This is a genomic window from Listeria sp. LM90SB2 (assembly GCF_028867355.1).
Lineage (GTDB): Bacteria > Bacillota > Bacilli > Lactobacillales > Listeriaceae > Listeria > Listeria monocytogenes_B.
The window spans coordinates 21,687-47,639 of the sequence record NZ_CP046449.1; the positions used below are offsets into that span (position 1 = coordinate 21,687).

A 25,953-nucleotide genomic window follows, 5' to 3' on the forward strand; every position below is an offset into this window, starting at 1 on the left:
TATGACACAAAATAATAAATCAAATGCAGCTCATGCTGAAGGTGGCATTCCTTGGAAACATATTGTTGGCTTTGCGTTATCAGTTATTTTGACGCTTCTAGCAGTCTGGGTGGCTCTTTATTCGACGCTAACAACAAATGTTAAGGTAGTTATTATTTTCATCTTTGCGTTCATTCAGGCAGCCTTACAGCTTCTGATGTTCATGCACATGACAGAAGGCCGCGATGGTAAAATTCAAATCGGTAATATTTTATTCGCCGCATTTATCGCGATTGTCGTAGTTATTGGTTCTTATTGGGTAATGGAAATTGGCCATATGAATCATTTGTTATAAAAAAAAGCTGATGCTTAGAACGGTTAAAACCGAACTAGCATCAGCTTTTTTTATTTTGCGAATATATCACCATTACTATTAATAGTTGCATTTGGAGAAATGGATTGGAGATAATTTAATTGTGCTGTCTTGGCAGAACCGTCAAGCATATTAATTTGATTACCTGAAATAATACCAGGATCAAAATGCGCAGTCACTTTACCTTGATTAAAATTCAGTTTATAAATACCTGTTTCTGCTGAATGACCAGAAACATAGTCAGGAAACAAGAAATTACCTAATGAATAAGCAATTGGAACATCTTTGTATACTTCAAAACTTTGGAGCCAGTGTGGATGGCTAGCAACAATCGCGTCAACTAAATGATCATCCACGAGTTTTTTAACGTATTGGGTTTGATAATCTACAGGTGTATTCGTCTTTTCAACTCCCCAGTGAAAATAGACGACCATATAATCAATATCTTTATTTTTTGCGCGTTCTTCTTTGATTTTTTCTTCGACTAAATTTATATCATAACCATTAGTAACCCCAGGAGTATCTTCATCGGCAATCCAACCAGTATTTGGGAAAAAGTGGCAAAACGACATGAATCCAACTTTATTACCTTTGATGTCAGCAACTTTAAGTTGATAGGCTTCATCTTCATTTTTACCGGCGCCAACATAGGCTAGGTTATTGGCGCGTAAAGCAGCCGTTGTGTCGAGTAATCCATCTTCGTAATAGTCTAAAATGTGGTTATTACTAATATTAACCATATCAACCCCTGCATTTTTAAGAGCTGTTAAAGAACTAGGATCACTTTTAATCCAAAATTCTTGGTAGGGGACTTTTTTTGTTCGAGTTGTAATAGCTGTTTCTAAATCAACAAATGTATAGTCGCTTGATTTCAATTCCTCGCGAACATTATTAAAAGGATAATCCATTCCCTTCTCTGCTAAAACGGGGCGTAAATCCCAATCAAACATAATATCACCTGTAAAATCAATGTTAAATGGTTCTTTTGGTTTTGGAGGTGTTTCTTTTTTCTTTTTAACAGCAGCGACGGTTTTCTTTTTTGGCTTAGCGGTATCTTTGTTATTTGTCATGATGTTGTTCACTAATAAACCGATGGAAAAAATTATAATAATAGACAGTAGCAAGATAATCCCTTTTTTTCTTGATTTCATTTTTTCTCCTCCTAAATTAAAAAGTTATCTAATTCTATCAGTATGGAGAAAAGGGTTTTTATCAAAAATAGGCTTTTTTTTGGATTTTAATGGCTAAATTGTGAACTTTAAAATCATAAAATGGAAAACGAATTTAAAAAATTTGAAATTATTGCTTGCTATGTAATGCATTACATATTCTATAGTGGAAAAGTAAATTATATTCGTGAGAGGAGATATACAAAAATGACAGAATCAAAATTTCCTAAAGACTTTTTATGGGGCGGAGCAGTTGCTGCCAACCAATGTGAAGGAGCTTATCTTGAAGACGGTAAAGGACTTTCACTTGTTGATATCCTTCCAACAGTAGAGGACGGACGTTGGGAAGCTTTATTCAATCCAGCGAAAGCGCTTGCTACAGATTATGGTTTTTACCCAAGTCACGAATCAATTGATTTTTATCATCGTTATAAAGAAGACATTAAATTAATGGCAGAAATGGGATTCAAATGTTTCCGTATGTCCATCAGTTGGCCACGTATTTTCCCGAATGGTGATGAAACGACACCAAATGAAAAAGGTTTAGCATTTTATGATGCAGTTTTTGATGAATGTCACAAATATGGTATTGAACCAGTTGTTACAATCAACCATTTTGATACTCCGCTAGAAGTTTTCAAAAAATATGGTGGTTGGAAAAATCGTAAATGCATCGACTTTTACTTGAATTTCTGTGAAGCAATTTTCACGCGTTATAAAGATAAAGTAAAATATTGGATGACATTTAATGAAATTAACATGATTCTTCATCTTCCATACATTGGTGGAGGTTTAGACGTTACTAAAGAGGACAATCCAGAGGAAGTTAAATATCAAGCTGCTCATCATCAATTAGTTGCATCAGCACTTGCAACTAAACTTGGTCATGAAATCAATCCTGAAAATCAAATCGGTTGTATGCTTGCAGCGGGTAACACATATCCAATGACTTGTAATCCAAAAGATGTCTGGAAGTCTATCGAGGCGGACCGTGAAGGCTACTTCTTCATTGATGTTCAAGCACGCGGATACTACCCAAGCTACACTAAGCGTTTCTTCAAAGAACACAACATCAACATCAAAATGGAAGATGGCGACTTAGACGCATTACGCGATCACACAGTTGATTACGTGGCATTCAGCTACTATTCTTCTCGTCTAACAAGCGCAGATCCAGAGAAAAACAAAGAAACAGAAGGCAACGTTTTCGCAACACTAAAAAACCCATACCTAAAAGCAAGCGAATGGGGTTGGCAAATTGATCCACTAGGTCTACGTATTACTATGAATACAATTTACGACCGTTATCAAAAACCTCTTTTCATCGTTGAAAATGGCTTAGGTGCAGTGGATACTGTGGCAGAAGACGGCTCAATCACTGATGATTACAGAATCGACTACATGCGTGAACACGTTCGCGAAATGGGCGAAGCAATTGAGGATGGCGTGGAACTTCTTGGTTATACACCATGGGGCTGCATCGACCTTGTCAGCGCTGGCTCTGGCGAAATGAAAAAACGCTACGGCTTCATCTACGTTGACCGCGATAATAAAGGTAACGGAACCCTAAACCGCTCGAAGAAAAAATCATTCGACTGGTACAAAAAAGTAATTGAAACAAATGGTAAAGATATCGACTAATATATCAGAAATCCCCACTTTCATCATCGAAAGTGGGGATTTTATTTTAATATGAAATCGAGCGTTTTGCTTGTTTGCTCCAACAAGTATTAAAATAACTTTGCGAAATTCGTGCATTTTTTTGACCGGACCAGCTGTCGTTATAGTAAAAATTATTTTTATCATAACCTGTAATAGTAATCGCATGAACGGAAAAACCATGGAAATTACTAACCCAAGCTACAACTGGACGTTTTTTATTCAACTGATTTTTAATACCAGCTAAATTTGTTCCAGTCATATTCTTCGCGCTCCCAGTATATTTTTTAACTTGATTAACTAAAGCCGGTGGATAAATCGTCCAGCCACTCTTAGAGAATGGATTTCCAACAAAACCATAATTCGGATTGGATTTATGACGTTTCATTTCTTTGGCAAGTTTGACTTTATCGACATTTTTCCCAGCGTAGCGCAACATCATCGCAATGTTTGTAATCTCGCAGCCAGTTGGCAATTGTGGACGCTGAACGATTAAAGGCACATTCATTTGCACAATTTTTGGCGTTGAAGGTTTTGGTGCCGGCGCGGCAGTTGCGGCCTTGACGTATTTCCCAGATACGTAGCCATTTTTTCCTTTAAAACTAAATCGATACCAGTTATTCGATGTTTTAGCAATCGCTTTGAACTTTGTATTGCTCTTAAGCCAACCAATAACTTTCCCAGAAGTCGAATTAGTTGAACGAACATTAAGGCTTGCAGTTGTTACCATTTGCTTGTTAATCACAGTCTCTTTTGCCGCCGCCTGACCAGCTGTAGAAACACTAAAAACGCTGAACATTAACCCAAGGACAAGTATCCATTTCCCCCATTTACTAAAAGAATTCCCCATTATATCCCCCTTTGATACAGATTACTTATGTATACCCTATTTTGGAAAAATAAAAAGAAAACGCTTGCATAAATGAAATGGCCGTGGTACTATAAAAATGAACTTAACGTGTTAACCGGTTATTAATTTAAAGTTCAGTGATAGCAGGCTAATTCAAGTTTGCAATCAAAAAATTATCATGGTACCATTAACCTAAAACTTAACGTGTTAACGCGCGGGATGCTTTAGGGGGAATTTGTTATGGCGGAACCAAAGTACGCTATTATTATCAATGATATCAAGCGATTAATTAGTGACGGAACTTTTAAGCCAGGGGAAAAAATTTATTCGGAAGATGAACTGAAAAAGAAATACAATGTTAGTAATACGACAGTTGTTCGAGCATTACATGAATTAGTACGAGCTGGGATTTTAGCTCGTTATCAAGGAAAAGGCACATACGTGAGTAAGTCTATTATTAACGAAGAAGTTATTTTTAATGAATATACGACAGTGCCGAACGGAAGATTCAATCGTAAAACAAAAATTACTAACGAACATACAAAGGTAGTTGCAATAAATGAAATTCAGGATGCGCGAATTGCTAAAAAATTGCAGATTCCCCCTGAAAATATGATTGTTCATTTTCAACGAATCCGCCTTATTGATGATGTGCCTTGGACCGTACAAAATAACTATATGGCAAAATCCAATTTGATCAACGTAGATTTAACCAATTTCGAAAGATTTAATTCTTTATCTGAAGTAATTAAAGAGCTTTATGGTATTAATATTCTGCACGAAGCGATGAAGGAGCGAATTGAAGTCGAATTTCCAGTAAAAGACAAAAATAATTTTAAATTACTCGAAATTGACTCCGAGTTACCACTTTACCACATTGAAAGAATAACCTATGTGCCAGAGGGGCAACCCTATGAATATATTGAAAGCTACTTGCGGCATAATTTTTACTCTATTGAAATTGAAAAGAAAAAACAATAGAAGGGAGTTAATTACTTGAATTTTATTATCGCAGCACATGGCCGGTACGCACAGGAAGTGAAAAATAGCTGTCAGATGATTACTGGCCAAACAACTAATATCTCAGCAATTACTTTTACCGAAGAAATGGGGGTGACGGATGTATTAGACGCCTACACGGCCGTTTATTCACCCGGAAATGAAACCGCTATCATAGTTGATATTGTTGGTGGAACTCCGTGTAATGCGGCTCAAATGTTTAGTACAAAACATCCAGAAGTTAAAGTTGTATCAGGTTTGTCGCTAGGATTACTCATTCCACTTAGCCTTGGAGAAAGTTTAGAGGAGGCGATGCTTGGAGCAAAAGAAAATATTCAATTTGTAGAGCAAAAAGCGAGTTATACGATAGTAAGTGATGATGGGGAGGAAGAGGACTGATGGGAAGCAACGGAATTAAACACGTACGCGTAGATGAGAGACTAATTCACGGGCAAGTAGCAACAATGTGGACCAATACTATAAAAGCAACGCGAATCATGATTGTTGACGATGCGGTTGTAAAAAATGAAATGGAAAAAGTTGCCTTAAAAACCGCAGTACCGGCTGGTGTCAAACTAAGCATTCTGACCGTAAAAGGTGCAGCAAATAATATCAATAATGATAAATACGCAGGGCAGCAAGTTTTCTTAATCGTAAAATCACCTCATGCTCTTCGCGGTTTAGTAGATGCGGGGGTAGAACTTCCCCAAATCAATGTTGGAAATATGTCGACTAAAGCAGGGAGCCGACAAATCAAAAAATCAGTTAGCGTGACGGATGAAAATTTGGAAGATTTCGATTACTTGTCTCAAAAAGGCATTAAAATCACTGCCCAAATGGTTCCGAGTGAAGATGCGGTTGAATTTGCAAGTTTATTAAAAAAATAAGTGATAAGAAGGGAGAACTACAATGGATTTAGCAGTTTGGCAGATTATATTGTTAGTTATACTCGCAGCTTGTACCATTCTTGATGCTTTAACTTTAGTAATAGGACTTAATTTCCCTGTAATAACAGGAACGCTTGCTGGAATCATTATGGGTGACATGGTGCTCGGACTTGCGATTGGGGCAACTTTACAGCTGATGGTTCTAGGTGTTGGTACATACGGCGGAGCATCGATTCCTGACTTTACAACGGGAGCAATCGTCGGCACAGTATTTGCCGTTTTATCAGGTCAAGATGCGGAATTTGCGATTGGACTTGCAATTCCAGTGGGACTTTTAATGGTTCAATTAGACATTTTAGCAAGATTTACGAATACATTTTTCTTGCACCGCATTGATTCTAATATTGCTTCGGGCAACATTTCGGCGGTTAAAAGGAACATTTGGTATGGGGCGCTACCATGGGCTTTATCACGCGCGGTTCCCGTATTTATCATGTTGACTTTCGGACAAAGCGTGGTTGATTTTATTCTAAATGAAATTCCAGAGTGGCTAATGGGCGGCCTTCGTGTAGCTGGTGGAATTCTTCCGGTAGTTGGTATTGCGATTCTCCTTCGTTACTTACCAACAAACAAATTCGTCGCTTATTTAATTATCGGATTTGTAGCAGCAGCTTATCTAAAAGTACCGATGCTAGGCGTGGCACTAATTGGCGTGGCTTTGGCAATCATTTACTTTAAACAAAATTTCAAAAATCCAGTGGCTGCCGGAGCAAATGGCGCAGCGCTAGTTGGGGAGGAGAATGAAGATGGCGAATACGAAGACTGAGCAGGATTTTGAAAAAGTACTCAAGAGACGCGATTTAATAGCAGCAAACTTTCGTTGGTTGTTTGCCAGCCAAATATGTTGGAACTATGAGCGAATGATGTCGACTGGTTATCTTTATAGTATTTTGCCAACGCTTCGGAAACTTTATAAAACAGACGATGATTTAAAAGATATGATGAATATGCATAACCAATTTTTCAATACGAATCCTATGGTTGGTGGTTTGATCTTAGGAATGGATATGGCGATTGAAGAGCGCGAAAAGAAAGCGTCAAAAGAAGTCGTAACTGGTTTGAAAACGGGTTTGATGGGACCATTTGCTGGTGTTGGTGATACGATTTTCGGGGTTATTTTACCGACGATTTTTGGATCAATTGCCGCATATATGGGACTTCAAGGTAATGTGACAGGTGTGGTTATCTGGGTATTAGTTAATATTTTGGTTGTGGGAGCAAGATTCACCTTACTTCCTCTAGGATATAAGCAAGGTGCAAAACTAGTGACGGAATTTGCGGACAGGCTTAACGCGTTAACCGATGCAGCGATTCTGCTCGGGGTCACGGTCGTCGGGGCATTAATACCAACCGTAATCAAAGCAACTGTCCCATTCGTTTATAAATCAGGAAAAGTAGAGCTCAAAATGCAAGACATGCTCGATCAAATCATGCCATCACTCGTTCCAGTTTTACTCGTGGCGCTAATCTATGCACTTTTAGGCCACAAAAAAATGACATCTACGAAGGCTATTTTATTAGTAATGGTTATTGCGATTATTTTATTCAACCTAAAAATTCTAGGTTAAAATATAAAAATTGGAGGAATAGACAAAATGGGTTTAACATTTTTTGACAAAGCGCGTGAATTAACGGAGGAACTAGAAAAAACACAGGCGGAAAGTATTCATCAAGCAGCAAAACTGGTGGCAGACAGCATCATGAACGACGGAATTATTCAAGCATTTGGTAGTGGGCACTCATATGCGGCAGCTATTGAAGTATGTGGGAGAGCAGGAGGACTAATTCCATCAAAAGTTATTATGGACCCAGCTGGCGGTTATTATGAATCGATTGAGGGTGTTGGTTCCTTGCTTACTCATAGATTACAAGCGAAACCGAATGATATATTCTTCCTTATATCTAATTCAGGACGCAATCCAATGGGAATTGAGCTTGCGGAATGGATTAAATCACAGGGCTGTAAATTAATTGTTGTAACAGCACTTGATGCCTCGCAAACAGCAGCTTCAAGACACTCTTCTGGAAAATTGTTGTACGAGTTTGCGGATGTTATTTTAGACAATCGTTCAGTCCAAGGGGATGCGGCACTTGAATTAGATGGATTAGAAGGAAAAGTTTGCGGAACCTCTTCATTCTCAGCCGTTCTGCTTCTCCAACAAACAATCTATGAAGCAGTAGAACTTATGCTTGAAAAAGGCTATACACCACCAGTTTATCGTAGTGCAAATATTGATGGTGGCTATGAATACAATTTTGCGATTGAAGACAAATTCGCTGATCGTATTTTCCACTTCTAATAAAAACGAGCGCGAAAATGAACATTATTTTCGCGCTTTTTTGGAGGATAGAAAATGATTTTAAAAGAAGCCTGTATTGAAAATACAACTAATCTGGTGAACGTTATTGAAGCTGGAGCTAATCGAGTGGAGCTTTGTGATAATCTAGCGGAGGGCGGAACTTCTGTAAGTTACGGGATTGCGAAACATGTGGTGAAAATTTGTCATGAACAAAATGTAAGTGTAATGGCAATGGTCCGTCCCCGAAAAGGCAATTTTGTTTATACAAAAGAAGAAATTTCAGTTATGATTGATGACATTTTGATGTATAAGAAAATAGCGGTTGATGGCGTGGTTTTTGGCTGTATTACGGATTCTGGATTGCTAGATAAACCAGCCATAATTGAATTATTGAAAGCCACAGCAGGTCTGGAAGTCACTTTTCATATGGCGTTTGATGAGTTAGTAGACTCGGAAAAATTGCCGGCAATTGACTGGTTAGCTGAGCAAGACGTTACAAGAATTCTCACGCATGGTGGTGACGGCGCTAAACTTCCCGAAGAAACTTTTCTTCAATGGCGAAAATATATTGATTACGCAGCAGGTCGAATCATTATTTTACCAGGTGGAGGAATTAAATCGCACAATATGGAATGGATTACAAAAGAAACAGGAGCAGCTGAAATACATGGCACTGACTTGTTTGGGGAGCGCTAAAACTCCCCAAATAAATTTATTTTAAAAAAAAGCTTGCAACCGTTTTCTTTATATGATATATTTATCTCATCACAAAGGATTGTTACCAATTCATTGGGCAAAACCTAAGCTGATTTGTAGGACACGTGTATGCGTGGAGTCCTCGAATGAGCTTAGGTTTTTCTTTTTGCCCAAAAAACCAAAAAGAGGAAGGAAGTCGTCAAAATGAAATATGAACAATTAGCAAAAGACATCTTGAAAAATGTCGGCGGTAAAGAAAATATCAACAGTGTTTTCCATTGTATTACCAGACTTCGGTTTAAACTGAAAGATGAGAATATTGCGAACACAAAAGAAATTGAAAAGCTTGATGGCGTAATCTCTGTCATTAAAAGTGGTGGTCAATACCAAGTAGTTATCGGTAACCACGTACCAGACGTATTTAAAGCAGTATTAGAAGTTGGCGGGATTTCAGCTGAAGGTGACGAAGGAAGTAGTGCACCAGCAACAGGTAATATCTTCAACCGCTTCATCGATATGATTTCTGGCGTATTTACACCAGTTCTAGGTGTATTAGCCGCAACAGGTATGATTAAAGGTTTCACTGCCATGTTTGTAGCATTTGGTTGGATTACAGTTACTTCAGGTACGTACCAACTACTTTATGCAATTGGGGATTGTTTATTCTACTTCTTCCCAATCTTCCTAGGTTACACAGCAATGAAAAAATTCGGCGGAAACATATTTATCGGGATGGCTATAGGTGGTGCCTTAGTTTATCCAACACTTGCAGGTATTACAGCAGGTGACCCACTTTATACACTTTTCGCAGGAACAATTTTTGAATCTCCAATTCACGTAACATTCTTAGGAATTCCAGTTATCTTGATGTCTTATGCATCTTCTGTTATTCCGATTATCGTAGCAACATATTTTGGTTCCAAAGTAGAAAAAGGCTTCAAGAAAATCATTCCAGATGTAATTAAAACTTTCGTAGTTCCATTCTGTACATTATTAATCGTAGTTCCAATCACTTTCATCGTAATTGGCCCAATTGCTACATGGGCTGGTCAATTATTAGGAGCAGGAACAATTTGGGTTTATAACTTAAGTCCAATTATCGCGGGTCTAATTTTAGGTGGTTTCTGGCAAGTATTTGTTATCTTTGGACTTCACTGGGGTCTTGTACCAGTGGCAATCAACAACTTAACTGTTCTTGGACATGATCCAATTTTAGCAATGACATTTGGTGCATCTTTTGCTCAAATCGGTGCAGTATTAGCAGTATTCTTTAAATCTAGAAACAAAAAAATCAAATCTCTTAGTATCCCAGCATTTATTTCCGGTATCTTTGGTGTAACTGAACCAGCGATTTACGGTGTTACTTTACCACTGAAAAAACCATTCATCATGAGCTGTATCGCTGGTGGTATTGGTGGCGGAATCATTGGTTTTGCAGGGTCTCAAACATATATCATGGGTGGACTTGGAATCTTCGGTCTTCCTAACTTCTTCAAACCAGGTAGCGGTATTTCAGGCGAATTCTGGTGGGTAGTTATCGCAATCGTTATCAGCTTCATCCTTGGTTTCATCTTAACTTATGTAGTAGGTTTCAAAGATCCAGCTGATGTAGTAGTAGAACAATCTAACACAGTAGAAGGCGAAACTTTAATCGAACGTGAAACAATTCCAGCTCCAGTAGTTGGCGAAATCGTAACTTTAGCAGACGTAAAAGACGAAGCATTTTCATCCGGTGCACTTGGAAAAGGTGTTGCAATCATCCCAACTGTTGGACGTGTAGTAGCTCCAGCAGCAGGAACAGTAACAACTATCTTCCCAACTGGTCATGCAATCGGTATTACAACTAAAGACGGTGCAGAAGTTTTAATCCACATCGGTATGGACACCGTTCAACTTGAAGGTAAATTCTTCACAGCACACGTGAAACAAGGCGACGTAATCGAAAAAGGTCAATTACTAACTGAATTTGATATTGAAGGCATCAAAGCTGCTGGATATGACGTTACAACTCCAGTAGTAGTAACAAACTCCAATCAATATTTAGACGTAATGATTACAGATGCAAAAGAAGCGAAACTAGAAGAACGTTTAATCACATTAGTAATCTAAAATTCATTAATAAACAGCTTGGGCGTAAATCTGCTCAAGCTGTTTTTATGTTATACTGAGGGAAAAATAGGCGGTGAGCGGATGTTAGCAAAGGGCGATTTGATAGGGATAATTTGTTGTTCTGATGGTCGAAAAAAAGAAGACGAGAAGGATTTGAAGCGCCTTAAACAAGTCTTAGAAAAGGAATTTGGACTTCAGGTGGTTTTTGCGAAAACTATTTTTCAAATAGATGATTCGCCTTTTAATGGTACTCCTGAGGAACGAGCAGCCGAATTAATGAAACTATATCAAAATATGGATGTAAAAATGATTTTTGACATTTCAGGAGGGGATGCGGCTAATCAAGTATTACCATATCTTAATTTTAACATTATAAAAAAAGCAGCCAAACCTTTTATCGGCTATAGCGACTTAACCGTAATATTAAATGCAATTTTTGCGAAGACGAAGCAGCCTGGCTTTAATTATTTACTGCGAAATTTAGTAGGTGAAGCTAGCGAGATACAACGAGTCCAATTCCAAAAAACATTTTTCGAGAATCAAATTGCGATAAATGGGAAATCCCTTAATGAGTTTGAATGGAGCCTGGGTGAGATCGTTGGTGGAAATATCCGCTGTTTTTTAAAACTAGCAGGAACAGAATTTATGCCTGACGTCTCGAATAAAATAATTTTGTTAGAAAGTTTAGGTGGAAAAGAGGCGAAAATTGCTTCTTATGTAGCGCAATTAGAACAGTTAGGTGTGTTTTCGAAATGCTTAGGAATAGTTGTTGGGGAACACACTGAGGCTGAGAAGAACGGGGAATACGACAGAATAGGAATCTTATATCAACAGATTGGATTAAAATATAAGTTGCCTGTTTTTCGAACTAAGGAAATCGGTCATAGCAGCGAAGCAAAACCATGTTTAATTGGCACAAAAGTTAATGTTTCACGTGAAACATTAACAAATTTTTAATAATTTTATTGCGAAATATTCATAATTAACCTTTAATATAGAACTTGTAAGCAAGGAATACAATTAGTTTTACTCCCTTTTTGCTAATTGTAGAATTCCTTAAAATCCTAAACTCCCTTTTTGGACCGACTTGATTGTCGGTCTTTTTTTAGTTCTTTTTAAGTAAGACGGTCATAGTATCAAGTTCTTCTGATATTGTTTTACTAACAGTCAAGATTTCTCCTGTTTTTAAATTAATATTATATGCCGGTTTGGTTTCAAATTGTATTTCAATACGAGCGTCATCAGTATAAGATGGTAATATTTGAATAAAAGGTTTTTTCTTACTACTTTTGTCAATGGTATAAGTCAGGCTGTACTTCCCAGCTGGAATTTGTTTACCAACTTCGTAAGACCCTGAGTGTTGGATTGTAAAAATATTGGCAGAAGGTTTAATGGGATTAAATTCTGCCGGTGTAAGCTCGACTTCACCGCTTCCTTCAAAATACAGTTTATTAGCATCTAGTAAATTAATACCAATTATTTCATCGCCTTTAGAAAGCCTTGTACTATAGTAAGATAGCGAACCCTTTGTTACTTGCATATCATATATTCCAACTTTTATATCTTTTCCAACAGTGTATTCACCAGCTTGAAGTTTAATGCTTTCAGCTGTATTCAATAGCTCAGGATTTTGGCTTTTGAGATATTGAATACCTTTAGGAACGAGGAATAGAAGCAGTGTAATGACTGTCAGTGCTATGAAAATAACGAATTTGGTCTTAGTCATGGATAATTTTCCCTTGGTCCATTCGGATACTCATATCACAAAGTGGTTCTATGTCTTCTTTATGATGACTTGCAATAATAATAGTGGCTCCGCGTTTCTTTTCTTCTAAAAGTAATTGGTTAATTAGTTCAATACCTTGATCATCTATCGCATTTGTGGGTTCATCAAGCAAGATGACAGCGGGTTTTTCAAAAACGGCCTGTGCAATATTAAGTCTTTGCTTCATTCCAAGCGAATATTTTTTAACTTTTTTATCAATATGTGGAGATAATCCTACTCTATCAATGGCATTATCAATATCTTCATCGCTTGCAATATTTTTAATTTTAGATAATATTTTTAAATTTGTCCGCGCATCAAATTGGGGAAGTAATTCCATATTTTCGATAATAATGCCCATACTTGGCGGAAAAGAAATATCATGATGAAGTTCTTTATTATCAATGAATATCTTGCCACTTGTTGGTATGATTAAGCCAGCAAGCGATCTAAGTAACATTGTTTTTCCAGATCCATTTTTTCCGAAAACTCCGTAGATTTTCCCAGGCTCAAAAGAATAATTAATATTAGTAAGCACTTCCGTCCTCTTGATTTTTTTTGCAAATTAACAATTTTAATCATAAAAATCCTCCGTTATCATAAAATGTCTGTTGTTTTAAATTTTTTAATAGCGACTATAAACACGCAAAGTAAAACTACTAGCAAAATAATTAAACTGGTAGGTACTGAGATTAGTAAAGTAGATGTATTAGTAAACGGAATTAATCCAGTTCTAAAGCCCATACCATAATTAGGAAGTAATAAATAATAAGGCCAAGTAACTGTTGTGTTTTGATAGATTAAATCTGCCATAAGAATAGAAATAATTACATATCCATTTATAAGTAATAAAGCTTTTTGCGCATCTATAAATAGCTCTAAAAGGTATTGCAAACTAAAAATAGTAAATAGCATAATGGAATATCCAAGTATTAAGTATAAAAAAGGAGCAGTAGAATATATAGAATAGGGCGTGAATATAAAAATTAAAGCGAGTTGTAAACTGGTAAAAAGAATAACTTTTATTAACAGTTTTAAAAATTGCTTCATTAGCCAATATTCTTTTTTATAGTTTCGAGAAATTTGTAAAAAACCATAACTAGATAATAAATCTTTTAAATTACCTGAAATATAGAAACTAAAAGCAATAATCGGGAGATACCAGTAAAGCAATAATCTGGTTACTACCGGTGTGGCTAATCCTACTGGAAATCCATCTAGTATTGGTAATGTTTTGAACGGGAAGTCAAAGGCCATGAATAATATTGCTTGTAGAAACAAACAAATAACTACTAAAATGATAAGTTTATTATTCTTCATACTAGTAAAAATCCTTTTTTATAAAGGTATTAGAACTAATCAAGTATAGGATAAATGCTACCGCGGCGTTTGGAATTAGAATGAACGGTATATCAGAACTAATAGAACCATTTTGTAACCAAAGATCAAAGAAATTTAAATTGTGAAGAGGTGTCCAGTATATACCTTCTAAAATTATCCAATCAATAAGATAAACAATGCATATCACGAAAGCTCCAAAGATAAGCGCTTGGCCAGTTGAAGTAGTTAAGTCATATATAATTCTGAAAAGAAAACCAATAGCTAAATAAAAGAGAACAAGTAGCAAGAAGTAAAAAAAAATTCCACTATAAAAATGAGTAGCAGTGAGCAATTTATTACTTAGAAAAATGAAAGAATATAGCAAATTTACGCTAAGATATAAACCTACAAATAGTACTGTTGCAATAACTGTATCTTTCAATATTTTATGATAGAATCGTAAACGGTTTTTTTCTCTAGCTAAAGCAACAATTTGTTCTTTTTTTGAAAATAGTAGTAAAAAGATAAGATACGGGAAAACAAGCATCAAGCAAAGGGATTTGATTGAGATATACCCATACAAACTACCATTCATAATGAGAACAAGTTCTCTGTTTTTAGGGAAACTTAGGTACTCCATGTTTTGTGTGAACCAAAAAACAGAAAAAAAGAGGAACATGGAAAAAATTAGAAGAAAATATCTACTCTTTAACATATTTCACCTCATATAAGTAAAGGACACCAACAATTATCAAAACTATTAAACTGAAAACTAGAAAAATAGGCAAAATTATTTCAAAGCCATATTCTGTAAAAGGTTGGAAAATAAACATAATTGAATTGTTTGGAAGTATCATCAGAAACCAAATAAAAAATGCAGCTGGATACGCAAATTTTTTATTCAAAAAGAACAGACTGGAGCTAGTAGCGATAAGTCCAGCCATTCCGGCCATTAAGCAAGCCATAAATCCAAAACCAAAATCTGCTAAGTAGGGGTTTTGAATGCTAAAATCAAATAGAGTATTAAGCGATCCTAATCCATTTAACCCCATTTTATAAGTGCCACCTAAGAATACAATAGAAACTAAAATAAAATTTAATAATAAAGTTGTAAGCATGGTGATAAAACAAAGAATAAAACTTACAGCTAATTTTTGAAGAATATAAGCTTTTTTCCCTATTTTATTAATAATAATATTACGAACTCCTGTCTGATATTCCTGAATGGGCGAGTCTGCTCCGAGTAACAGACTTAAAACAGGTAAGAACCAAAGTAATAATATTTGAGTGATATGACCTCGGCTTGAACCTGCAAGAAAAAATGCAAAAGCAGGATGAATATTAACTGCATCTGGCTTTAACATTATGTATAATTGAACGATTTCAATACAAGGTATAAATAAGATTAAAATGAACATCCCTTGAGTAGTTTTATTGTTAATTAAGTAGGTAAACTGATTTTTCATTTTATGTACTCCGTTTCGTTATTTTAAAAAGGAAAGGGAGTTAAATACATCCCTTTCCTGGTTAGAATAATTACCAAGTTTCCTCATCCCAAATACCATCGACATAGTATGTTTTGGAATTATAATTATTATTTTCAGCAGCTAAATAGGTTGTATTTTTATTAGCTACTTTATAAGCGCCGCAATAACGTGTTTTTGCACCTTGTTTAACATTCATTATTGTTGAGCCTTGTACAGCATTCTTGTTTTTATTATATGTACCTAGCCAAAAAGAAGCAATTGTACCCTTTCCTTCTGTTGAGTTATCGAGGCGAACTTTCCAAGGGTTATTTACAGAAGAAGTCTCTCTATACCTTGAGCTTGACCCTGAGTTAGCGCAATTTGGTTTGAGTTTAAAATCGAAACCAATGTTATTATCAGCGGCTTTTGAATGAAAAACAGGTGCAAAAACCAATACTCCAATAACCAGTGCCATAATTAGTCTAATGTTTTTTGATGCGAAATTTTTTATGATAATCATCTCCTATTCTATTAGAATAACGCCACTTGTTAAGCGTATCACAATATAAAGAGCTGGTCAATTTGTTTTTTGAATTTACAGAAAACGGTAAATTGTTTGCATAATCGTCTGCTTATTTAGAAGTAATTTACGAAAAATCATTTGTCCAAGCTGATAACTATTCAATTTTTTGTTAAAATGATAACATAAAAGAAAATGCGTATAAAAAAGGAGTTTTTATCATGAAAGTTGAAGGATTACTTGGCTTTTTAGGGGCGGCACTGGGTATTGGATTTAGTTTGATGGTTCTAGTTATTCCTGATATTTCACAGGCATTAGAAGAGGAGTCATTTTTCTTCTATATGTTAACGATTGGTTCACTTGTGCTTTCTGGAGTGGGACTTGCGGGATCGTTTATTGTTTCGCATAAGCCGCGTCTTGGTGGGGCAATGATGGTGGCAGCTGCAATTGGCTGTACAATGTCAATTTCGATTATGTTCTTACTGCCAATCGTACTACTTGCTGTTGGCGGATTAATTGCATTAATTAACTATGAAGAAGCTGCTTCCGTAGAAGAATAAATGAAAAAAAGCTGTCCGCGTGGGCAGCTTTTTTTATTAACGATTAAGATATTTTTTCAAAAAGTAGTAAATTCCATCGGCATCATTTGCAGTAGTAACAAAATCAGCACTTTTTTTCACTAGTTCACTTGCATTTTCCATCGCAACCCCTGCGCCAGCAACTTCAAGCATCCCAATATCATTTTCACCATCACCAAAAGTAATTACATTTTCTGGCTTGATATTTAAATGTGCAGCGAGATTTTTCACGGCGTATTTTTTATCCATATCTTTTGGTAAGATCTCGATATTATTGGCATGGGAAGAAAGGATAGAAACATCGGATAGTTTTTCTAGCTCACTTCGAAGGGCTGCGAGTTTGTCGAAATCTTCTTCCTCGATTACAATCCCATTAATGAACTGGTCCGCATGCTCAAGGAAGCTTTCTTTTGTTTTGATAGGAACGAGTTTTGTAGCATTTACGCGGCCTTTATCTTCTTCATCCGTAAAATAATATGGGGGATTTTTAGTGTAGTAAACAGTATCTGTTGAAAAGAAAAACACAGGTAAATCATGATTTTGGCACAATAAAAATGTCTCGAGTAACGCAGATTGTTTCATTTTTTCTTGTAGGATAATTTCGCCTGATACTGCAACTACACCGCCGTTTGAAGCAATGACATCTGCTTTTGGATGAACGAGGTTGGCGAAGTCTGTTGCGGAATTATACATTCGACCGGTAGAAACGGCAAAATGATGACCTTCTTCTATTAGTTGTTGCAATAAATTTAGTGTTTTTGGTGAGATAGTTTGGTTTTTAAGTAGTAATGTCCCGTCTAAATCAGAACAAATTAAGTATTTTTCCAAGTGGACCTTCCTTTCGTTATAGCTTAGAGCCGCAAGATTCGCGGATAATTAGTTCTGGATTATGGTTGATAATCATTGGCTCGACTTGACCGTTAATTGCGCTAATTAGTTGTAAAATAGCCATTTTACCAAGATATTCATTGTGTTGATCCATGGAGGTTAAACGCGGAGTTTGGTAATCGCCATTCATAAATTGATCGCAGCTGACAATAGCGATGTCTTCAGGGCAAGAAAGTTTGGCATCATTAATCGCTCGAATTGCCCCGATAGCCACATTGTCATTGATAGCTACAAGTGCTGTCGGCAAAGTAGCGCTATTTTCTAAAAGTTGAGTCATTGCTGCGTAGCCATCAGCCGTATAATAATCAGACAGAACCACCCAGTCGTCATTTACCGGATGTTGATAGCTAGTCATTGCTTCTTTAAAAGATTCTAGACGGTAGGTGGTGATTTTTACACCAGCTTCTCCGCCAATAAAACCAATATTTTTGTGTCCAAGTGCAGTTAGATGACTAACTAAGGTTGTTACCCCTTTTTTTAAATTACGTTCAATAAATAAACAGTTGAGCTCAGGAATTTTCGACCCGATAACAACAACTGGAATTTCATTATTTAACTGATTTAGAGCAGTTATATACTCTTTTGGAACGATTTCTTTATCGATTTCTCCACCTAAAATAAGTAAACCATCCACTTGCTTTTCTAAAATGATTTTCAAGTAATCTTCTTCCGTTAGGGGATGTTGATTATTCTTATTATTTGGCTCCGCAAGCATTGTATTGAACAAAATCGTCGAAAACATATAATCTAGCGCGAATTTTTGAATTTGCGTTATAAGTGAAATGAAATAGGGATTGGAAATATCTGGTAAAATAACGCCTATATTCTTCGTCTGCTTATTGACCATCCCACGAGCAAACACGCTAGGTGTGTAATTATGTTCATCAATGATTGCTTGGATTTTTTTGCGTTTCGCAGCTGACACAGAAGGACTGTTATTAAGAACCCGCGAAACAGTTGAAACGGAGACACCGCTAAGTTTAGCTATTTCTTGTATGGTTATTTTTTTCATTCGAAATGTTCACCTCGTAAGCATTTTTAACTATTTTAAGTGTAGCGTACTTAGGGGGAAATAACAAGTGAAATTTGGTAACGTTATCAAAAATATAATAAAAAGGGTTGACATATTAAAAATATCCGGTTATTCTATGGTAGAAAGCGCTATCAACAAACGTTTTAATTTGGTAACGTTACCAAAAATGAGGTGGAATAGTTGGACATACAAGAATCTGTCATCGGAATTGATCTAGGTGGCACTAAAATTTTAATTGGCGAAGTAACAAAAGATGGTGAGGTGCTAAATTCCAAGAGTTACCCAAGTAATACGGAGAATCAGACCAAAGCTACCGAAACATTGTTAAAGGTTTTAGATGATTACACGCAAAATATTGGTTTTATAGCACCAAAACAAACGGGTATTGGTGTAGGATTAGTTGGTCGTGTGAATCACAAGTCAGGTGTTTGGTTAGAGATTGAACCTGGAAAAAGCAATCCAACCCCGCTCGCAGACATTTTAGAAGCAAAAACAGGATTACCTGTAAGTCTGGGCAATGATGTTGTTTGTGCCACAATGGCCGAAAAGCAATTTGGTTGGGGACAAGAAACAAACGATTTTATTTATTTAAATGTTGGTACTGGTCTTGCTGCTGGGTTTGTGGTGGATGGACGAATTACACAAGGCGGGCACTTTAACGCGGGTGAAATCGGTCATGCTGTAGTAGATATTCATAGTGATGTACTCTGTGGTTGCGGTAGACGTGGTTGTGTGGAACGACTTGCTTCCGGTCTTGGGATTAAAGAAGAGGCACTGAGACGTTTAAATAACTACCCGACATCCATACTTGCTGAAGCCGAAACAGAACTAACTGGAAAAATGGTTCTTCATGCAGCGGAGCAAAAAGATGAGCTTGCAGAGGAAATTATTGATAATGCAACGTTTCAGCTAGCTAATTTGATTATGAATTTAGTCCGTACAACCGACCCTGAATGCGTAATTCTTGGCGGAGGCGTGACGCAAAATGAGCATTTTTTCCAAAAGATACTAGATAATCTTCAAAGCAATACAATTCGTTTTGTTACAAAAGGTGTTGTCCGCTCTAAGCTTGAGAAGGATAAGGTTGGCTTAATTGGTGCAGCCGTTATTGGAATGAGACTAGGAAATGAAGGAGGAAAAGAATGAAGCCAAGTATGAAACGACAAATTGCGCAAACTGGTATTATTCATCGACCACTCCCTATTGAAACCAAGCATGCGTTAGAAACTTTAGCGAAAAAGAAACAAGTTTTATCAAGTAGGACTTTATTTAGCTCTAAACAACATGTTTCTTTAGAGTTTGCACATCAAGGAGCAGGAGATTTTACTATTTCTGACCAAGATGAAATCAAGCTTTCTTCGCCTGTGGTTATGCCGCATTGGCCCGCTGGTGCTCCGGATGACGGTGATTATACTAATTTTGGTAACGTTACCATATCGGCCCCGATTGAAAATGAGGACTGGAGCGGCTTTAATCGTGTGCGAATCCAAGTTTTCCCTGATTTTCCTGGAGTAACAAATCCCTATTTAATGATTAGTTTTAAAAACGACGGGAGCGTGAAAGTGCCTGATATATATGGGCGAGAAGGTGTTCACGGTGTGAATTTAATCAACCATGAATGGAATGATGTCATTTTTGAAATTGAAGGTTTGCCGCGTGACCGAATGACCGAAATGAGTTTTAGTTATTACTTGAATGGCCCAGAGCGATTGACTGCTGGAACGATGGAATTATTCATTAATGAAATTAAATTAGAACAAATCAGTGAGCCGGAAATCTCCAAGGGTTGGATTCCGCAAGATAATACGCTAGTTTATTCGCATAACGGTTACTCTAAGGGCATGCCCAAAGTAGCGTTTTGCGCCAACAAGTTTGCAGCGACTTCCTTTACAATTCACGACAAAGAAACAGACAAAGTTGTTTTTACTGGAAAAAGTTACCAAAACGCAACAGAAACTGGCGATTTCATTATTCTTGATTTTTCTGATTTACAAACTGTGGGTGAATACTATTTAAAATTTGCGGATATGCAAACGGAAATTTTTCAAATTGGGACTTCCGAAGTGATCTGGGAATCTTCTATCTGGAAATCGCTTAACTTTATTTTCTGCGAACGATGCGGTTGCCCGGTTTTTGGGAAACATACGACTTGTCACGCAGATATTATCGCTGAACACGATGGGAAACAGTTGTCATTTAATGGTGGATGGCACGATGCGGGCGATGTTTCGCAGCAGCTCATTCAAACGGCGGAAGTAACGATGGCTTTATATGAAATGGCTTCGAGTTTACCTGAAAAAGAGGAAATGTTGCGGATGCGCCTTTTAGAAGAAGGCGAGTGGGGACTAGATTTTATTTTGAAAACGCGCTTCGGAGACGGTTTTAGAGCGACTAGCGCAGGTATGACGAGATGGACGGATGGGCTTGTTGGTGGGATGGATGATGCAATTGCGCGCGTTCATAACCAAGCTTATGAGAACTTTTATTGTGCTGGGATTGAAGCGTATATTGGCAGCCAAATTGCGGATAATGCTACTATGCAGAATCATTTGCTGAGAATCGCGGAAGAGGATTTGCTTTTTGCGATAAAGGAACTGGAAAAACACGGAACGAGCCAAAAGCCGATTTTCTGGGAGCATACGTATCAAACCTCAGAAAGTCTATATTATGCGACTGCTTCTTGGGCAGCTTCGATGGTTTATCAACTAACAAACAAAGAAATATATGCAGAAAAAGCGGCCGAATGGTTATATTTGATGCTAGAAGCGCAAGAAAAAGCTGGAATTAGAGACAGCGAAACTAGCGAACTTTACAAAGGATTTTTCTACCGCGATAAAACGCACAAGGTCATTCAGCATTTTAATCATCAAGCACGCGAACATCTTTATTTACTGGCACTTGAGGCGGCGCTTGAAACGCAACCGAGTAACGCTGAAAAACAAACTTGGCTACAAGCGGTCGAAATGTACGGCGACTATTTGAAAAAAGTAACACGTTTCACTAAACCATATCCGCTTATTCCAGCAGGACTTTATAAAAAAGATGAGTATTTAGACGAAGCAAGTTTCCACTTACAACATTTACTCATAGATGAACGGGCGATAGAAGAATACCAATTACAATTCGAGCAAGGTATCCAAATAAACGACGAGATAGCGTTGCGAAAATTCCCAATTTGGTTCTCGTTTAGAGGAAATAACGCTATTTTACTTTCGGCAGGAAAAGCCGCATCGATTGCTGGAAAAATTTTGAAAGATAAGTCGCTTTTAGATATTGCGGAAGGTCAGTTACAGTGGGTAATTGGAATGAACCCGTTTGGACAATCAATGATGCATGGCGAAGGTTATCGCTACGCACAGCAATACAGTGTACTAAATGGCGAAATCACAGGAGAAATACCAGTCGGAATGGAAACTTTTAGAAATGAAGATGAACCATACTGGCCGGAGTTTAATAATGCAACTTATAAGGAAGTTTGGGTCGGTAATGCCGGCAAATGGATGTCAATTGTAGCAGATTTAAACAAAATAACAGGAAAGTCATAGGAGGACAAAAAAATGAGTTCAGAGAGAAGTTTATCTAGCCGATTTATTGAAGGATTATCAATTTTTGCCCAAAAAATTTCATCGCAAAAGCATATCATGGCAATTCGTGATGGCTTTGCAGCGATGATTCCGATTACGATTATTGCCGCATTTTTCTTGCTTGTAAATAACGTGTTACTTCAACCAGAAAATGGTCTGCTTAAATTCATTCCAAATGTAGAAAATTATTTGGGTGTAGGTATTCAAGTCTATAACGCGACACTCGGTATTATGGCGATTTTAGCAGCATTCTTAATTGGTAACTTTTTAGCTAAATCATACGGAATGGAAGGGCGTACGGAAGGGGTTATCGCTGTAGCTGCTTATGTTGTTTTAATACCGGCATCTTCACATTTAATGTCGGTTGACGGTAAAGCTTTTGAGGCTGGCGGCGTTTTAACCCAAGAAATGACAAGTTCGACAGGAATGTTCCTTGCAATCATCGCTGCTTTAGTCAGTGTTACCATGCTTGCGAAATTCTCGAAAAGTAAAAAATTAAAAATCTCTATGCCTGAAAGTGTTCCACCGGCAATTGCAAAATCATTTAACATTTTAATTCCATCATTCTTAGTTCTAAGTATTTTAGCAATTATTGAAGTGCTTGTAGTTAGTTTTGTATCAATGAGTATTCCAGAAATTATCGTAAAAGTACTACAAATTCCATTAGTTGGCGGGTTCCAAACGTTACCAGGTATTCTACTTTATGTATTTTTAGCGGGATTCTTATGGGTCTTTGGTATTCACGGCGCATTCGTATTAGGCGCGATTTCTGGACCAGTTCTTTTAACTTCTTTACAACAAAATATTGATGCAGTGAATGCAGGGACAGCTTTACCGAACATCGTTACACAACCGTTTTTAGATGCTTTTGTATACATGGGTGGCGGCGGAACCATCATCTGTTTAGTTATCGCGATTTTCATTGCTTCTAAACGACCGGATCATCGCATGGTCACAAAATTCGGCTTAATTCCGAGTATTTTCAACGTCAGCGAACCACTAATGTTCGGACTGCCAGTTGTATTCAACCCGATTTATGGTATTCCATTAGTTATTGCACCTCTAGCTTCGACTGCAATGGCATACTTCGCAACTTCATGGGGCTGGATTAGCCAAACTTATATTTTGATTCCGTGGGTGACGCCACCAGTGCTTTCGGGTTACCTTGCGACAGGCGGAGACATTCGCGCGTCCATCCTTCAAATCGCAATTATTATCGTTGGAACGCTGATTTACCTACCATTTGTACTCGTAGCAAACCGCGCGTATGTTTTAGAACAAAAAGCTGCTGGGAAAGTAGAAGCAGAAACAGTAACGAATGGAGAAGTTTAAAATGAAACCAACAATGATGACGTATATTAATGAAGAAGAGGAAATGTGTCGAGTAATTTTAGCAGATTTCCAAACAAATGCAGAAAAACTAGAATCACTCGTAAAAAATGGCGCAAAAGAATGGTTAATTTTAGCAACTGGATCAAGCTTAAATGCAGCTCAAAGCGCCAAATATTACATTGAAAATCTAGCCGATGTCCGCATTACGATTGAAGAACCCTTCAACCATTTATATTATGAAAAATTATCAAGCCATCTAGATTTGGTTATCGGGATTTCGCAAAGCGGTCAAAGCACGTCGACCATTTCTGCGCTAGAACGAGTGAAAAAAGAAGCTTCCGTTCCAGTAGTCGCTCTAACTAGTGATGTAACGAGTGAAATTGCTGAATTTGCGGATATTACGCTTGATATCGGCTCCGGAAAAGAACGAGTTGGCTACGTAACAAAAGGTTTTACAGCAACAGTTCTAACATTAATGCTGACAGGACTTCATTTTGCATACAAAACAGTACAAATTGATGAAACTAGGTTCAATAATGAAATCAGTGCATTTAGCCGAGCAATCGATGCAATTCCAGCAACAATTGCCGAAACAGAAGCATTTTATGAAAGATGGCAAGAGGAATTCGCTACTGCACCGAAATTCACAGCAATTGGATATGGTCCTACTGTTGGAACATGCAAAGAATTTGAAACAAAATTCTCAGAAACTGTCCGCGTGCCATCACAAGGTCTTGATTTAGAAGCGTTTATGCATGGGCCGTATTTAGAAGTAAATCCACAACATAGAATCTTCTTCTTGGAGACGGCGAGTGCAGTTACCGAGCGATTAGTATTGTTACGGGATTATGAATCTAAATACACCCCGTTTACGTATACAGTTAAATTTGGTAAAGGTGAAGATGACCGAACGCTAGTTATACCAACAGATTTAGATGAACACCAAGCGCCTTTCCTAATGATTCTTCCTTTCCAAATTTTAGCGCATCATATTGCGGAGTTGAAAGGCAATAAATTAACAGAACGTATCTACACAGACTTTGGCGTAGCGATGAAGAGTAAAACAAAACCAGGTGACTATGCATAAGAGAGGCTAATAGACTGGAAAAATCCTTATAAGGAGGGTTTTTCCAGTCTTCTTTTTGTATTTGGGTCACATGTTACGCAGAATGTAACGAGTTACAGGGTGATTCCGTCTGTTCTTAAAAAAAGAAAACGTATTCAAAAACAATCTCTTTTGTACTATGATGAGCATGTGGCAAGGAAATACTCGAGTATGCCTCAGAAAAGGTTTAGAAAATAAATGGTTGAGGTGATAGAAATGAACAAAAAAAGAGATTTTATCGACACTAAAGATTTTTCTAAAGAAGAAATACTATTTATGATAGAAATCGGTCGCAAAATGAAAGAATCTATTAAAAACGGTCATTACCCACAACTTTTAAAACATAAGACGCTTGGGATGATTTTTGAACAATCATCAACAAGAACTCGTGTATCTTTTGAAACAGCAATGACACAGCTTGGTGGTCATGCGCAATATTTAGCTCCTGGACAAATTCAGCTCGGCGGACATGAATCAGTAGGCGATACAGCCAAAGTTCTTTCTAGGCTTGTAGATATTTTGATGGCGCGTGTTGAACGTCATCAAACGGTAGTAGAACTTGCAAACACAGCTGCTATTCCGGTTATTAATGGGATGAGTGATTACAACCATCCTACACAAGAATTAGGTGATGCAATTACTATGTTCGAACACCTTCCAAAAGGAAAAAAGATTGAAGACTGCAAAATTGTCTTTGTAGGAGATGCTACTCAAGTATGTGCATCTACAATGTTTATGGCAACAAAACTTGGAATGGATTTCGTTCAATTTGGACCAAAAGGATTTCAATTACGTGAAGAACATTTGAAAATCGCTGAAGAAAATTGCAAAGTATCTGGCGGGAGCTATTTAATTACAGAAGATGTGGACATTGCGTTAAAAGACGCAGATTTCATTTATACAGATGTTTGGTATGGCCTATACGAAGCGGAACTTTCCGAAGAAGAGCGAATGAAAACTTTTTATCCTAAATATCAAGTGAATAAAGAATTGATCAGTAAAGCGGCTCCACATGTGAAGTTTATGCACTGTTTACCCGCAACTCGTGGGGAAGAGGTTACGGACGAAGTGCTTGATGCTCCATACTCAGTTGTTATTGACGAAGCTGAAAATCGTTTAACAGCGATGAGAGCACTGCTTGTATACTTTATGAATCCGTATGTGAGAGAAGCGGGTTTTGCAGTTGCGGAAAAATATGATGCAGAACTAGAGTTATTACTTAGAAATGGCGCTGGCTTATAAGATACCAAAATAAGGAGGAGAAGAGAGCGCTGGCCGTTT

The 25,953-nt window shown here is 37.2% G+C and carries 27 protein-coding genes; 17 read left to right on the forward strand and 10 right to left on the reverse strand.

The annotated features are described in order from the left end of the window. Position 1 precedes the first annotated feature (1 nt). A complete protein-coding gene (gene qoxD, locus GL301_RS00095; protein WP_003725633.1) occupies positions 2 to 334 on the forward strand; it encodes a cytochrome aa3 quinol oxidase subunit IV in 333 nt (110 codons plus the stop codon). Between the two features lie 50 nt (positions 335 to 384). Here qoxD and GL301_RS00100 read toward each other — a convergent pair whose 3' ends face one another. Next, the gene (locus GL301_RS00100) at positions 385 to 1,503 is read right to left on the reverse strand and encodes a CapA family protein (RefSeq protein ID WP_274758819.1); all 1,119 of its coding nucleotides are present in this window, start codon (positions 1,501 to 1,503) and stop codon (positions 385 to 387) included. Between the two features lie 225 nt (positions 1,504 to 1,728). On the opposite strand from GL301_RS00100, the gene GL301_RS00105 reads away from it, so the two are divergent. Beyond that, positions 1,729 to 3,162, forward strand: coding sequence for a 6-phospho-beta-glucosidase (locus tag GL301_RS00105; RefSeq protein WP_003727565.1), 1,434 nt, complete (start codon positions 1,729 to 1,731; stop codon positions 3,160 to 3,162). Positions 3,163 to 3,208: 46 nt separating this feature from the next. Here the strand turns inward: GL301_RS00105 and GL301_RS00110 are convergent, their stop codons facing one another. Then, a complete protein-coding gene (locus GL301_RS00110) occupies positions 3,209 to 4,030 on the reverse strand; it encodes a C39 family peptidase (RefSeq protein ID WP_010958654.1) in 822 nt (273 codons plus the stop codon). Between the two features lie 240 nt (positions 4,031 to 4,270). Here GL301_RS00110 and GL301_RS00115 point away from each other — a divergent pair, with 240 nt between their 5' ends. From GL301_RS00115 to GL301_RS00155, 9 genes are all read left to right on the forward strand, one after another. Continuing rightward, positions 4,271 to 5,011 carry a GntR family transcriptional regulator gene (locus tag GL301_RS00115; RefSeq protein ID WP_003725637.1) on the forward strand — a complete coding sequence of 247 codons (741 nt, stop codon included), beginning with the start codon at positions 4,271 to 4,273 and terminating at the stop codon, positions 5,009 to 5,011. A 15-nt stretch (positions 5,012 to 5,026) separates the two neighbouring features. Continuing rightward, on the forward strand, positions 5,027 to 5,428 hold the full coding sequence (locus GL301_RS00120) for a PTS sugar transporter subunit IIA (protein ID WP_003730696.1): 402 nt from the start codon (positions 5,027 to 5,029) through the stop codon (positions 5,426 to 5,428). Continuing rightward, positions 5,428 to 5,916 carry a PTS sugar transporter subunit IIB gene (locus GL301_RS00125; RefSeq protein WP_003725639.1) on the forward strand — a complete coding sequence of 163 codons (489 nt, stop codon included), beginning with the start codon at positions 5,428 to 5,430 and terminating at the stop codon, positions 5,914 to 5,916. The genes GL301_RS00120 and GL301_RS00125 overlap by 1 nt, the downstream gene beginning before the upstream one ends. Positions 5,917 to 5,938: 22 nt before the next feature. Next, the gene (locus GL301_RS00130; protein WP_003725640.1) at positions 5,939 to 6,742 is read left to right on the forward strand and encodes a PTS mannose/fructose/sorbose/N-acetylgalactosamine transporter subunit IIC; all 804 of its coding nucleotides are present in this window, start codon (positions 5,939 to 5,941) and stop codon (positions 6,740 to 6,742) included. Further along, positions 6,717 to 7,544: a PTS system mannose/fructose/sorbose family transporter subunit IID gene (locus GL301_RS00135; RefSeq protein ID WP_003728733.1), complete on the forward strand. Its 828-nt coding sequence runs from the start codon at positions 6,717 to 6,719 to the stop codon at positions 7,542 to 7,544. The genes GL301_RS00130 and GL301_RS00135 overlap by 26 nt, the downstream gene beginning before the upstream one ends. A gap of 27 nt (positions 7,545 to 7,571) precedes the next feature. Beyond that, a complete protein-coding gene (locus GL301_RS00140; protein WP_003725641.1) occupies positions 7,572 to 8,276 on the forward strand; it encodes an SIS domain-containing protein in 705 nt (234 codons plus the stop codon). A gap of 54 nt (positions 8,277 to 8,330) precedes the next feature. Then, positions 8,331 to 8,972 carry a copper homeostasis protein CutC gene (locus GL301_RS00145; protein WP_010958655.1) on the forward strand — a complete coding sequence of 214 codons (642 nt, stop codon included), beginning with the start codon at positions 8,331 to 8,333 and terminating at the stop codon, positions 8,970 to 8,972. A gap of 204 nt (positions 8,973 to 9,176) precedes the next feature. After that, positions 9,177 to 11,081 carry a beta-glucoside-specific PTS transporter subunit IIABC gene (locus tag GL301_RS00150; protein WP_003721643.1) on the forward strand — a complete coding sequence of 635 codons (1,905 nt, stop codon included), beginning with the start codon at positions 9,177 to 9,179 and terminating at the stop codon, positions 11,079 to 11,081. 81 nt (positions 11,082 to 11,162) lie between these two features. Continuing rightward, positions 11,163 to 12,038, forward strand: coding sequence for a S66 family peptidase (locus tag GL301_RS00155; protein ID WP_010958656.1), 876 nt, complete (start codon positions 11,163 to 11,165; stop codon positions 12,036 to 12,038). Between the two features lie 148 nt (positions 12,039 to 12,186). On the opposite strand, the gene GL301_RS00160 is transcribed toward GL301_RS00155, so the two are convergent. The 6 genes from GL301_RS00160 to GL301_RS00185 all read right to left on the reverse strand — a co-directional run bounded on the left by GL301_RS00160 (position 12,187) and on the right by GL301_RS00185 (position 16,152). After that, positions 12,187 to 12,807: a hypothetical protein gene (locus GL301_RS00160; RefSeq protein WP_003725644.1), complete on the reverse strand. Its 621-nt coding sequence runs from the start codon at positions 12,805 to 12,807 to the stop codon at positions 12,187 to 12,189. Beyond that, positions 12,800 to 13,384, reverse strand: coding sequence for an ATP-binding cassette domain-containing protein (locus GL301_RS00165; RefSeq protein WP_003725645.1), 585 nt, complete (start codon positions 13,382 to 13,384; stop codon positions 12,800 to 12,802). Before GL301_RS00165 ends, GL301_RS00160 begins: the two co-directional genes overlap by 8 nt. Positions 13,385 to 13,443: 59 nt before the next feature. After that, positions 13,444 to 14,166 carry a DUF2705 family protein gene (locus GL301_RS00170; protein ID WP_003725646.1) on the reverse strand — a complete coding sequence of 241 codons (723 nt, stop codon included), beginning with the start codon at positions 14,164 to 14,166 and terminating at the stop codon, positions 13,444 to 13,446. 1 nt (position 14,167) lies between these two features. After that, complete coding sequence (locus GL301_RS00175) at positions 14,168 to 14,881, reverse strand: WxPxxD family membrane protein (RefSeq protein WP_003727558.1); 714 nt, start codon at positions 14,879 to 14,881, stop codon at positions 14,168 to 14,170. After that, a complete protein-coding gene (locus GL301_RS00180; RefSeq protein ID WP_003724864.1) occupies positions 14,868 to 15,632 on the reverse strand; it encodes a hypothetical protein in 765 nt (254 codons plus the stop codon). The genes GL301_RS00175 and GL301_RS00180 overlap by 14 nt, the downstream gene beginning before the upstream one ends. Before the next feature lie 70 nt (positions 15,633 to 15,702). Beyond that, positions 15,703 to 16,152 carry a DUF2712 domain-containing protein gene (locus tag GL301_RS00185; protein ID WP_003724865.1) on the reverse strand — a complete coding sequence of 150 codons (450 nt, stop codon included), beginning with the start codon at positions 16,150 to 16,152 and terminating at the stop codon, positions 15,703 to 15,705. Between the two features lie 221 nt (positions 16,153 to 16,373). Between GL301_RS00185 and GL301_RS00190 the strand changes: the two genes are divergently transcribed. Further along, entirely contained in the window at positions 16,374 to 16,712 is a 339-nt protein-coding gene (locus tag GL301_RS00190; protein WP_003721652.1) for a DUF4064 domain-containing protein, read from the forward strand. Positions 16,713 to 16,748: 36 nt separating this feature from the next. Here GL301_RS00190 and GL301_RS00195 read toward each other — a convergent pair whose 3' ends face one another. Both GL301_RS00195 and GL301_RS00200 read right to left on the reverse strand, forming a co-directional pair. After that, complete coding sequence (locus tag GL301_RS00195) at positions 16,749 to 17,558, reverse strand: Cof-type HAD-IIB family hydrolase (RefSeq protein ID WP_003724866.1); 810 nt, start codon at positions 17,556 to 17,558, stop codon at positions 16,749 to 16,751. Between the two features lie 16 nt (positions 17,559 to 17,574). Then, positions 17,575 to 18,630, reverse strand: a complete 1,056-nt coding sequence (locus GL301_RS00200; protein WP_003730694.1) for a LacI family DNA-binding transcriptional regulator — start codon at positions 18,628 to 18,630, stop codon at positions 17,575 to 17,577. 201 nt (positions 18,631 to 18,831) lie between these two features. Between GL301_RS00200 and GL301_RS00205 the strand changes: the two genes are divergently transcribed. From GL301_RS00205 to ptcA, 5 genes are all read left to right on the forward strand, one after another. Continuing rightward, complete coding sequence (locus tag GL301_RS00205) at positions 18,832 to 19,797, forward strand: ROK family protein (RefSeq protein WP_003733347.1); 966 nt, start codon at positions 18,832 to 18,834, stop codon at positions 19,795 to 19,797. After that, complete coding sequence (locus GL301_RS00210) at positions 19,794 to 22,196, forward strand: glycoside hydrolase family 9 protein (protein ID WP_012681002.1); 2,403 nt, start codon at positions 19,794 to 19,796, stop codon at positions 22,194 to 22,196. The genes GL301_RS00205 and GL301_RS00210 overlap by 4 nt, the downstream gene beginning before the upstream one ends. Before the next feature lie 12 nt (positions 22,197 to 22,208). Then, positions 22,209 to 23,567, forward strand: a complete 1,359-nt coding sequence (locus tag GL301_RS00215) for a PTS sugar transporter subunit IIC (RefSeq protein WP_003724870.1) — start codon at positions 22,209 to 22,211, stop codon at positions 23,565 to 23,567. A gap of 1 nt (position 23,568) precedes the next feature. Beyond that, positions 23,569 to 24,654, forward strand: coding sequence for a glutamine--fructose-6-phosphate aminotransferase (locus tag GL301_RS00220; protein WP_009928242.1), 1,086 nt, complete (start codon positions 23,569 to 23,571; stop codon positions 24,652 to 24,654). Between the two features lie 234 nt (positions 24,655 to 24,888). Beyond that, complete coding sequence (gene ptcA, locus GL301_RS00225) at positions 24,889 to 25,914, forward strand: putrescine carbamoyltransferase (RefSeq protein WP_003724872.1); 1,026 nt, start codon at positions 24,889 to 24,891, stop codon at positions 25,912 to 25,914. The last annotated feature ends 39 nt before the right edge of the window (positions 25,915 to 25,953 follow it).